General features: G+C 57.7%; 8 protein-coding genes and 3 pseudogenes. 5 read left to right on the forward strand and 6 right to left on the reverse strand.

The genetic code is table 11. The features are described 5' to 3' along the window. The first annotated feature begins 66 nt into the window (after nucleotides 1-66). Together MU521_RS15845 and MU521_RS15850 are read left to right on the forward strand one after the other, a co-directional pair. Nucleotides 67-1,683: a class I adenylate-forming enzyme family protein gene (locus tag MU521_RS15845; RefSeq protein WP_092694609.1), complete on the forward strand. Its 1,617-nt coding sequence runs from the start codon at nucleotides 67-69 to the stop codon at nucleotides 1,681-1,683. A 240-nt stretch (nucleotides 1,684-1,923) separates the two neighbouring features. Continuing rightward, nucleotides 1,924-3,510: an AMP-binding protein gene (locus MU521_RS15850; RefSeq protein WP_175452923.1), complete on the forward strand. Its 1,587-nt coding sequence runs from the start codon at nucleotides 1,924-1,926 to the stop codon at nucleotides 3,508-3,510. A gap of 589 nt (nucleotides 3,511-4,099) precedes the next feature. On the opposite strand, the gene MU521_RS15855 is transcribed toward MU521_RS15850, so the two are convergent. From MU521_RS15855 to MU521_RS15880, 6 genes and pseudogenes are all read right to left on the reverse strand, one after another. Beyond that, nucleotides 4,100-4,429 carry a hypothetical protein gene (locus MU521_RS15855; RefSeq protein WP_139171170.1) on the reverse strand — a complete coding sequence of 110 codons (330 nt, stop codon included), beginning with the start codon at nucleotides 4,427-4,429 and terminating at the stop codon, nucleotides 4,100-4,102. 174 nt (nucleotides 4,430-4,603) lie between these two features. Further along, the gene (locus MU521_RS15860; RefSeq protein ID WP_092694603.1) at nucleotides 4,604-4,945 is read right to left on the reverse strand and encodes a DUF7964 domain-containing protein; all 342 of its coding nucleotides are present in this window, start codon (nucleotides 4,943-4,945) and stop codon (nucleotides 4,604-4,606) included. Between the two features lie 57 nt (nucleotides 4,946-5,002). Further along, nucleotides 5,003-5,637, reverse strand: a pseudogene (locus MU521_RS15865) (IS6 family transposase). Between the two features lie 51 nt (nucleotides 5,638-5,688). Continuing rightward, nucleotides 5,689-5,901 (reverse strand): annotated as a pseudogene (locus MU521_RS15870) (IS6 family transposase); the annotation flags it as partial. Nucleotides 5,902-6,284: 383 nt separating this feature from the next. Then, nucleotides 6,285-7,259 (reverse strand): BtrH N-terminal domain-containing protein, encoded by a 975-nt coding sequence (locus MU521_RS15875; RefSeq protein WP_092694601.1) that lies wholly within the window; start codon nucleotides 7,257-7,259, stop codon nucleotides 6,285-6,287. Between the two features lie 130 nt (nucleotides 7,260-7,389). Next, a pseudogene (locus tag MU521_RS15880) lies at nucleotides 7,390-8,373 on the reverse strand (MsnO8 family LLM class oxidoreductase); the annotation flags it as partial. Nucleotides 8,374-8,518: 145 nt separating this feature from the next. Between MU521_RS15880 and MU521_RS15885 the strand changes: the two are divergent. From MU521_RS15885 to MU521_RS15895, 3 genes are read left to right on the forward strand one after another with little or no spacing between them, the layout of a single operon-like run. Beyond that, nucleotides 8,519-9,838 carry an RNA-guided endonuclease InsQ/TnpB family protein gene (locus tag MU521_RS15885; RefSeq protein ID WP_092694599.1) on the forward strand — a complete coding sequence of 440 codons (1,320 nt, stop codon included), beginning with the start codon at nucleotides 8,519-8,521 and terminating at the stop codon, nucleotides 9,836-9,838. After that, nucleotides 9,783-10,304, forward strand: coding sequence for a hypothetical protein (locus MU521_RS15890; RefSeq protein ID WP_092694597.1), 522 nt, complete (start codon nucleotides 9,783-9,785; stop codon nucleotides 10,302-10,304). Before MU521_RS15885 ends, MU521_RS15890 begins: the two co-directional genes overlap by 56 nt. Nucleotides 10,305-10,355: 51 nt before the next feature. After that, nucleotides 10,356-10,601, forward strand: coding sequence for a hypothetical protein (locus MU521_RS15895; protein ID WP_139171169.1), 246 nt, complete (start codon nucleotides 10,356-10,358; stop codon nucleotides 10,599-10,601). The last annotated feature ends 107 nt before the right edge of the window (nucleotides 10,602-10,708 follow it).

The raw sequence follows: 10,708 nt of genomic DNA on the forward strand, positions 1-10,708 counted from the left end.
CTGTCCCCCGTTACTGTCGTCGTGGTGTGCGGTATCTTTTTTAAGCATGCTCTACAATAAGTGGCCATGTCGACCGAAAGCGGCAGTTCTGAGCGTCGGCAGAGAAGTGGCGAAGCGACAGGTGCGCCGACGACCCTGACTGAAGCACTGACCAAGAGTCTCGACCGATTCAGTGACCGGGTTGCTGTGACCGTCGGTGGGTCGGCGTATACTTACGGCGAACTCGACGAACGGTCGAACGCGGTGGCGAACGCGCTCGTCGAGCGGGGGGTCGAGCCGGGCGACCGGGTTGCGCTGATGATGTCCAACTGTCTCGGCTACGTGATCGCGGATCTGGCACTGCTGAAGGCCGGGGCGGTCAAGCTCCCACTCAACGATATGCTCACCGAGGACGAGTTCCAGTACATGCTCTCGGATTCGGGTACTGAGACCGTCATCGCCGGACCTACCTTCACCGACACACTGGCATCGCTCGACGCATCCCTCGAGACGCTTGACCGCGGGTTCGTCATCGACAGCGAGAGCGACCAGTTCGACTCGCTCGCGGACCTGGAGACCGAGGGTGACACCACAGAACCGCCGTCCGTCTCCATCTCCCCGGATAGCCCCGTTGGACACTTCTATACCGGCGGGACGACCGGCGACCCCAAGGGCGTCATCCATTCACACGACAACTTCCTCCAGAACGTATACGCACACATCACAGAACTAGACATGACGGGGGACGATACACTACTTTTGATGACGCCGCTCCCACATTCGGCGGGGCTGTTCCTCTGGGCAGCACTGCTTCTGGGTGCCGAATCCGTCATCCGTCCGGGGTTCGAACCGGAACAGGCGCTTCGGGATATCGAGGACCACCAGGTGACGTGGTCGTTCCTCGTCCCGACGATGATCTACACGCTCCTCGACGATCCGAGACTCGACGAAACCGACACGTCGTCACTGGAGACCCTGGTCTACGGGGCAGCACCGATGACCCCAGCCCGTCTCCGGGAGGGGCTTGAGGAATTTGGGGCGGTGTTCACGCAGTTCTACGGCCAGACGGAGGTGCCCAACCTGATAACCGTTCTTGGGAAAGAAGAACATCGTATCGCTATCGATGAGGAGGAGGAACAGCGATTGGGATCGGCCGGCCAGCCGACACTGATGGCCGACGTGAAAATCGTCGACACCGAAACGGGTGAGCGGCAACCCCCCGGACGCGAGGGCGAGATCATGGCGACTGCGCCGTACGTCATGGACGAGTACTGGGAGCTTCCGGAGAAGACCGCCGAGACAGTCGAGGACGGCTGGGTCCATACGGGCGACATTGGGAAGCGCGACGAAGACGGCTACGTTTACCTCCTGGACCGAAAGAGCAACATGATAATCTCCGGCGGGATGAACGTCTACAGTACCGATGTTGAAGATGTCCTCGCGACACATCCAAATGTGGCGCAAGTCGCCGTCATCGGGGTCCCGGATGAAAAGTGGGGCGAGGCAGTGACGGCCATTATCGTTCCGGACGGGGAAGTCACGTCGGCGGACATCCACGATTTCTCGGACGACGAACTCGGCGACTACAAGCGCCCAAAACACGTCGAGTTCCGTGACGAGTTGCCAAAGACGCCCTACGGAAAGATCGACAAGAAAGCACTCAGAGAACCGTACTGGGACGACTCAGATCGCAGTATCAACTGATACTGTCTGACAGCGGATTTCACAGCCAGGGTGTGTCGAAGACGACCGGAGAAGGTGTCTCCGGAGGAACTCGACGGACGACAGTTTCGAACGTCTCTCCGGCAGTATGAGCGGACCGTCACTCGACACCGCGACGTGGAGTGCGGGGAAAATTTAAGTTCTCGGGTGTCCCTGTTGCGTGAGGATGCACACCACCGAAACCGAATGCGGTTGGAATCGCTCGCGTCTGACGCGACACGGATGAGCCGGGCCGACGCTGACGAGTACGAGACCATCACCACGTTGCTGGCAGACCGGGCGGCCAGCAAGGGAACCAGTCCGCTTGTCCATACTGCCGGCGGGAGCTACAGTTACCGGGAGCTACACGAAAGGTCGAACGCGATCGCGAACGCGCTCGTAGAGCGGGGCACCGAACCGGGCGATCGAATCTGTACGTTCCTTCGGAACAGTCCGGAGTACCTCGCGGTCTGGTTTGGGATCGCCAAGGCTGGCGCGGTGATGATCTCGTTGCACAACGACCTCCGTGACGACAGTCTCTCGTACGTCCTGCGTGACTCGTCGGCAACGACGATCTTCCTGGATTCGTCGACTCGTGAGAACTACGAGACAGTCCGCAGCGAACCGAACGAAGTGACGTCGGAGTTCCTGCTCGGCGATCACCCGCCTGAATCCTCGTACCAGACCTACGAGTCGTTGCTTGACTTCGATCAGCGTTCTTCACCGGATCACTCACCGCGGCCGTCGGATCCGATGTCGGTCATCTACACTAGCGGGACCACGGGAAAGCCGAAAGGCGTGATACTGCCCCACTATTCCTACATCAATACCGGGCGGGAGTTCGTGGACAACGTCCTGGATCTCGACCAGAGCGACCGTGCATTCACCACGTTGCCGCTTTCACACTGCAATGCACAGCAGACGACGGTCACAGGGTCGATACTCGCCGGCATCGACTTCGTTCTGTACGAGGAGTTCGACCCGGACCGGTTCTGGGATCAGATCCGACGCCACGACGCAACGGTGTTTAGCTACCTCGGGACGATGATTACCAATCTTCACAACACCGATCCCCAGCCTGACGACGCCGACAATCCAGCGGTGTACGGAATCGGTGCCGGGGCACCGGCGGGTGTTATCGACGAGTTCGAACCCCGGTTCGACGTCCAGCTCCTCGAAGGCTACGGACTCACCGAGACAGCGACCATGGCGGCCGTTAATCCCCCGGAAGCGTCGCGATCCGGAAGCATCGGGAAGCCCCTCTCGTATACGGAGATCGAGGTCGTCGATGAAGAGGACCGACCGCTCCCGCCGGGCGAGGATGGCGAGATTGTCGTCAGACCGACGGAGCCGAACTCGTTCATGCTCGGGTACCACGACAAGCCAGACGAGACTGTTGATGCCTGGCAGAACCTCTGGTTCCACACGGGCGATGTCGGATACAAAGACGAAGACAACTACTTCTACTTCGTCGACCGGAAGGCCTACGCCATCCGGCGGCCGGGCGGCAACGTCTCGTCGCACGAGGTCGAGAACGTCCTCAGTGACCACCCAGATCTACAGGAAGCAGCGGTGTTCGGTGTTCCGAATGAACAGGGAGACGAGGCAGTGAAGGCGGTGGTCGTCCCCAAGCCGGGAACAGACCCCTCCCCAGTCGACATCGTCGATCACTGTGACGGTCGGCTCGCCTACTTCAAGGTGCCACGGTATATCACGATTCGAGACGAATTGCCGAAGACTGCGACCGAGCGGGTCAAGAAGTATGAACTGATCGCCGAGACCGACCAAGATACGTGGGACCGCGAGCGAGGCTATGAACTCAAACGATGACACCGCGCGCCAATTTTGATTCGTCCACCTGACGAGATTACTGCCTTCGTCGGTGTCATCGATTCGTTTCGGCGAACGCTCGTTCTGTTCGCGCTTCGATTGATGGGTCTCGTGTGACCCCCTCCTCGTCGTGAACGACGAGGCTTCCCGTACCGCAGGTTTGGGAGATTTGCTGGTTTGCAGACCAGTCGGCATGACTGATCTCCTGGCGGGACCACGCCGCCGTTACTCCTATACTGTGACGGATTCAGAGTTACCTTGGTATGGGAATCCAGCGGCCCGAAGGGGATTCCTTCAGGCGTAGAGTCTTGAATCCGATATTATCCGTTTACTCGGGCGGTCAAGGCCGCCTCGGTATATGTCATGTAACGAGACGAAGCAAAATAAATCTCCGGGTTAGAGTGACCAGAGCGGCTGGCTACCGGAGCTTACGCGATTCACGCCCGTCCCCAGAACGCTTCGCGTTCTGGTGTGCGAACGAGACGCTTTGCGTCTCGTCAACGACGTGAACGGCGGGATTCTCTCGCTGTGTTAAGATAGAAACAGAACCGGGGACTCGACCCCAAGGCCAACTGAGCGTTCCCGCCGGTCAGTTCTGCTCTACCGACTCGAGTGGTTTGATGTCTTGGACGACACCACGATGCTCCCAGTCGTCAGGTTCGCCTGGTTCCCGTCGCGTGTGCAAATGCAGGTCGCCGTTCGGTCGCAACAACAGGGCATGCTGGAAACCGTCGTCGTCGACGACCAGGCGACACGCCTCCCAGTCGCCGTCCTCATCGGCATCCAGCGTCCGATTCATCCCGATGATCCGGCCGGATTCATGCGTGAACACGAACTGCTGGATTCCCGGCGCGACTTCTGCCGTCTCCTGTGGTCGAAACACCATGACCGACACTTCACCGACATCCGGATCAGTCACGCGTGCGGTATCTCCGTACGTCAGATCACGAACAACAGTGGCTGGCTCTGCCATGGTAAGAGTCCACGAATTGCAATGATTTATAGATAGTGGACGATCTTCGAGAGAATCCTCGCCCGGCAGTCAGTCCAAACGGCACTCCGGACTTGGCGTCGGGGTCACCTTTCGGGACGGCTATCGGATATCGACCGTGCCAGAATCTTCACTCAGGACACCCTGCTCAAACTTGTCACCATACTGCTGTTCGATCCACTGTGAGACCCGTTCCTCCTGACGGTCGACCGTCCACTCCTCCTCCGGGAACGATTCGAACTGTATCCACCCGTCTTCCGTATCCGAGTACCCTATCAGATGGACCTGATTCGTTTCGCTCCCGTACAGCGCCATCGTGTAGATAACGAACGGGTCATCGCTCCCTCCCTTGAGGACGGATAACGGGACGATTCGAGCGTCTTGCTGTTTGAGGTGTTCCGCTTCTTCGTCCGTTAGTGGACGGTCCGGTAATGCTTCCAGCACACTGGTTCAGTTGAGTCTAGGTCACCAAAATGCTTCGGGGACCACTGTTGGTCGTGTTCAGATGAGCCAATTCCATGCGAAGGCAAATGATTGTAACCACTCACCAGCAGTTTTTCGTTCGGCGTTGCTGAAACAGTTTGAAAATAAATAGGTGTGCCATTTTACCTCACAAAAGACACGTTTGGTACTATCCCGATTTTCGTGGCATTCGTATCTGAAATCGAGACCGTGTCGCTGGCAGACGTGTTTCAGCGGGCCCGCTCCATCAACGAGAAACACAGGTCGTCAACGTCGTGTTTCTCACGGAGTTCGGCAAAGAATGTGTGAGCAAGTACATTCGTTCTCACTGGCTCAAGCTTTGTATGAAGTAGTTCGTTCGTCTCGGGATTGACCGCAGCGTACAGCCAGTATTGCTCGTTGTCGAGTTGGATCACGGTCTCGTCGACTGCAACGTGATCCGGCTGGCGTCCGTCTTGGGGCTGTAGATCGGCCTTGTGAACCCAGCTGTGAACGGTGGATCGTTCGCGTCGGACACCGAATACCTCAAGAAACGATACAGTATTCGAAAGCGAGAGTCCAGCCAGATGTAACTGAATACTGAGCCTCATCAGCAGTCGCGGTGTCGCTTCTCGCTCCACAAACTCTAACTCGATCTGGTCTAAACAGCCGTTGAGGCGGTCGGTTTTTGGCATAGAGCACTAAAAACCGCTCCCGCCTCACTTTTCAATCTTATCTGAACACCGCCGTAAATGGGCTTTGTGAACCCAATTATGCACGGTGGATCGTGCGCGTTGGACAATGAATATATCAAGCAGCGAAACAGTATTCGAAAGCGAAAGTCCAGCCAGATGTAGCTGAATACCGAGCTTCATCAGCAGACGCGGTGTCGCCTGGTGTTCAACAAACTCTAAGTCGATCTGGTCGACACTACCGCCGAGGCGTGTGTTTTCGGGCATGGACACTCAGAAAACACACCGCCTCACTATTCATCCTTATCTGAACACCACCGAGAGGATTGACCCTAGTTCATTCGGCTTTAGCTAATACTTAGAGTCATACTAAATCCCATTGATATGAGGAGAGATCTCGTTAGAACGGGACTGCTACGGGACGAAAAGACGGTTTCCAAAGGTTCTGTATCGGCTACTTTCAGCTGCAACAGCGCTTCAGTTGTTAGATTCCTTCATCTACTACCATCAAGCATTATTTCTTGATAAAGTATTACTGATAGTCTTAGCTAAAGATGAATGGCTGCTGACCCATTTGGACACTCGTAGGAGAACGACTGTCTTGAGTCCTCCGAGACTGCGTTTTCCTGCACCAGTTGGGCGGAACCGAGTCACACAGCGTCGGCGAGATCAGTGAACAGAACTTCCTCACGGTTGGCGAGGACGGCGGCACGGTCGCTCGCATCGTCGAGAAGATGCGCCTGTTCGGCTGCATCCGCTGTCTCGCTGACGTCTTTCAGAACCGCTCCGAGTTCGGACCAGTCGTCGGCGATTCGATGCATCCGCTCGCCGAACTGGGCGTCCAGTCCAGCGTTCACACCAAGCGTTTCGAGGAAGGTGCTGTAGAGTCGGCGGAACGCGCCACCGCCAGTGCCCCGCCGCTCGATATTCTGGTAGGCGAAGCGCGCTGTCCACTGTAGGTCGTCGAAGCCCGTCCACTGTGGGAGGTCGTCTGCGAAGGCTCGAATGGCATCGACGCTGCCACGTTCGTCCGGCCCGCCGTCGAGCATCGTCTCAATTGCGGATTCGATTGCCCGCCGTGTCGCGGTGGCCGTCGCCACTGTCGGTTCGGGCGTCTCAACGGCGAGCCACCGCCGTTCGAGTGGCCAGAACCCGTGTTCGGAACTCCACGCGTCGTCGAAGTCGGTCCGCGAGACGGTCTGGGGCTCGGGAAATTCGCTGTCGGAGATCGTCACCGAGTCCTCTGTGACATCGATCACGACGACAGTGTGTGGGCCGAAATGCGTGTCGCTACCGAAGTAGGGGAGGTAGTAGAGGTCGACAAAACAGAGCACCGGCCCCGATTCGAGCCGAGTTTCGAGCGCCTCCCAGGTCGTCGATCTGGAGTCGCTCTCTTGCTGGGCGACGGTGATGCCGAGATGTTCGAAAAATTTCGTCTCGAGGTGTTCGTTACGGCCCATGATCAGACGCGAAGCAGGTCCGAACTCGTCGTACTCGAAGCCGATGCCAGCGCTGATTCCGAAGCACCCGGCTTCATCGAGTCCCCACTCATAGTAATCTGCGAGGTTTCGGAGGGACGCGGACCCACAGTGGTCACCCGGCGCGTGCGGATAGTCGGCGATCATACCAGAGGGTGTGACGAGTTCGGCAAAATGATACCGGTAGTGGGGATTGCCAAACGTACAGACAAGTTCTTGTCACAGGAGTTGGCCGTGATCGAGGGTATCCAGACGTCATCGAGTGCAACAGAAGGGTTCAGAATTGCTGTGTGAGTCCGACACCGTCGGCCAGCAACTCGTGGGAACGGAGTGCGTGGTCGTGGGTCGCGTGAATATGCTGGATCATCACCTCGTTGACGCCAACACTATCGGTGATTCGATCGAGGATAGTAGAGAGCGTCTCGGGGCTTCCGGATATCGCACGCGGCAACTCGGCAATCTCGAGCGTTTCGGATGTCGGTTCAGGAACCGCACCAAGTTCATCGATAGCTTCTTCGATAGAGGGTCTCGTGCCGACGACGCCGCGTTGCATCCGTTTGTACGACGCTTCGGCAACGGCTCGGCGGCGTGCCGCCTCCTCGTCAGTTTCCGCACAGACCGCATTCACGGCAATCATCCCCTGGGGCTCCGCACCACTGGTGGCCAGTGCCGAGGATTGAAACTGCTCGCGGTAGGTCTCGAACGACTGGGTTGCGAGCTGTGGCCGAATGAACGCCGCGAAGCAGTAGGGAAGGCCGAGTTCAGCCGCAATCGACGCACTCGATGGACTCGACCCAAGTACCCACGGATCGGGGGTGTCACCGCCGGAACGAGGTATCTGCAGGTCACTGTATGGATGGTCGTCGGGATAGTCCTCGTACAGATGGTTGACGACCGCTTCGATCTTCTCTGCGTGATCCTCGTCGGGATTCTGGACGTGTCGATCCGTTCCGAGGGCTCGATCAGCCGCTGGCGATCCGTTTGCCCGTCCGAGGCCCGCATCGATACGACCCGGAGCGAGCGCGTCGAGCACCCCAAACTGCTCGGCGACTTTGAACGGACTGTAATGGTTGAGAAGCACCGCACCGGAGCCAAGCCGGATCGTGTCGGTTTCGGCGGCGAGATGTCCAAGCATCACCTCGGGAGCCACGCCGGCGATGGAACCAGCCATACCGTGATGCTCGGCCACCCAAAAACGTGAGAAACCGAGTTCCTCGGCCTGTTTGGCGGCTTCAACCGTATCATTATACGCTGAGCAGGCGCAATACCACGGCCTTCAGGCCGTGGATACGCGCCGTCACTCGGTAACCCATTCCACCGACTTCAACAGGGACGGATATTCCACCGTTCTCAAACCCACCCTTTACAAGCGAATCGAGTATAAGAGGTTATACAGACGTTTCACGATGCTGGAAGTCCACCGTACCCATCGAGCGAAAATCCTCAACTACAGTCAGGTAGAGGACTCGCTTGACCGACACGGGTGGTCGGCCAGCAAACTCTGGAACGTCGCTAACTATCACTCCCGAGATGTCTGGGAGGAGACGGGCGAGATTCCCGATCACGAGGAGTTGAAAGACGAGTTGAAGACACATCCAAAATACAAAGGACTACACTCACAGTCCAGTCAGCGGGTTCTGGAGGAACTCGCTGAAGCCTTCAATTCGTGGTACTCCTCGGACGACGAACGGGACAATCCGCCCGGCTACCGCAAAGAAAACTACTACGACCAACAGGGTCGCCGCGTCCACGAAGAACACCCGCGCTCCACCGTAACGTGGAAGCAAAACGGCATCCGCCACGACACCAAGAACAACCGCGTTCGCCTGTCAAAAGGCGCGGATCACAAGGAACACCCCCGAGCGTGGGAATACATCCTTGTCGAGTACGAGACGCGGCCCGGTGTAGAGGTTGATAACCTGCAACAAGTTCGCTCTATCTACGACCAGCAGAACGAGCGATGGGAGTTGCACCTTGTCTGTAAAGACGAACTCGAGACGCCCAACGCTCCCGGCAACGAGACAGCGGGTATCGACCTCGGTATCAGCAACTTCGCTGCCGTCGCATACAGTACCGAGGACGCTGACCTGTATCCCGGCAACCGCCTGAAACAGGATGGGTACTACTTCCCGAAAGAAATAGCCAAGTGCGACGACAGCAGTGGTGAACGAGCCACACGTCTCCACGCGAAGTGGTCTGAGCGCCGTACCCACTTCTTCCACTCCTTAGCGAAACACATCGTCGAACGGTGTGTCGAGAGGTGTGTTGGTCGCATCAACCTCGGGAAGCTCAACGGTGTTCGAGAGGACGAGAACGGCGGGTCGAAGAACTGGGGGCGGCACGGTAATCTCGACTTGCACGGCTGGGCGTTCGACCGGTTCACCAGCATCCTCGAATACAAGGCGAAGGTTGAGGGCATCGAAGTCGTAGAAGTATCTGAGCGAGACACGAGCAAGACGTGTTGCGTGTGCGGTAGAGAAGACGACAGTCAGCGTGTCGAACGCGGGTTGTACGTCTGCGAGTCGTGTGACGCAGCGTTCAACGCGGACGTGAACGGGGCGGAGAACATCCGTCTCGAAATCAACAATACAGAAAGTAACTCCGAGTCTTCTGGACAGTTGTCCGGGGATAAGAGTACCGGCTGGTTGGCACAGCCAGCAGTCCACCTGTATGACCTCTCCTGCGGATTCCAACCGCAGACAGAGGTGGTGGACTGCAAACCCTAATATCCCAACCTCGGGATTCCTCCGCCTTCAGGCGGAGGAGGATGTCAATTGCGACGACTGTGCGCTGTCGACGCGCGACAACAAGACGGTCGCCGCAGACCAGTTCCGGCCCGGTGATCAGGACCACCTCCGAACCTGCGACATCTGTGGCGCTGTTGGCTGCCGCTCCACCAGCGTCCGTGACTGGGACAGCGGGAAACCAGACGGCGCTCGCGACGACCGAACCTACCGGATCCAGGGTGTCATCGGCTGGACCGTCGAGATCGCCGGCTTCGAAGGAGGGGTCTGCTCTTGTATCGAGTGCAGTCCGATCCAACCCGTCGACTGTGTCCGCCGGCCCGACCGCGAGTACGACGACGACGCGACCGTCCTCTTGACCCCGCGGTTCGAGCAGGACGGCTCTGTTTCAAGCGAGGACCTAGACGCCGAGCATCGACAGTCCGACATCGACATTTGGACTACCTGAGTCGCGAGAGCAGGTATAAATTATTTATACTCTGGTGAGCTATTATGCCCTATGGGTAGTGAGAGTTCGATCGGAACGGGAAATGAAGACCTCGAGGATGCAGCGGGGACATCGATACGACTAGCACTCCCGATCAGAGTTCCCGGGTTGTTCAAGCACAGCGCCAGCGCACATATTCTCAACTTTCTCAGTGACAACCCGGAGATCAATGTCTCGATCCGCCAGTTATCATCGGTTACTCCGCTCAGCGAACGTGCGACCAGAGAGGCTGTGGATGTCCTTGAAGGGCTGTGTTGAATCGCCATACTGCGATGGAATTCACTGTTTCACAGCCCGCTTGATGTTATAGACGACACACATCAGAGCGATTTCTCGGAACTCACGGAACCACGAACGCGCTCGCA

The organism is Halorientalis regularis, from assembly GCF_023698535.1.
Classification (GTDB): domain Archaea; phylum Halobacteriota; class Halobacteria; order Halobacteriales; family Haloarculaceae; genus Halorientalis; species Halorientalis regularis.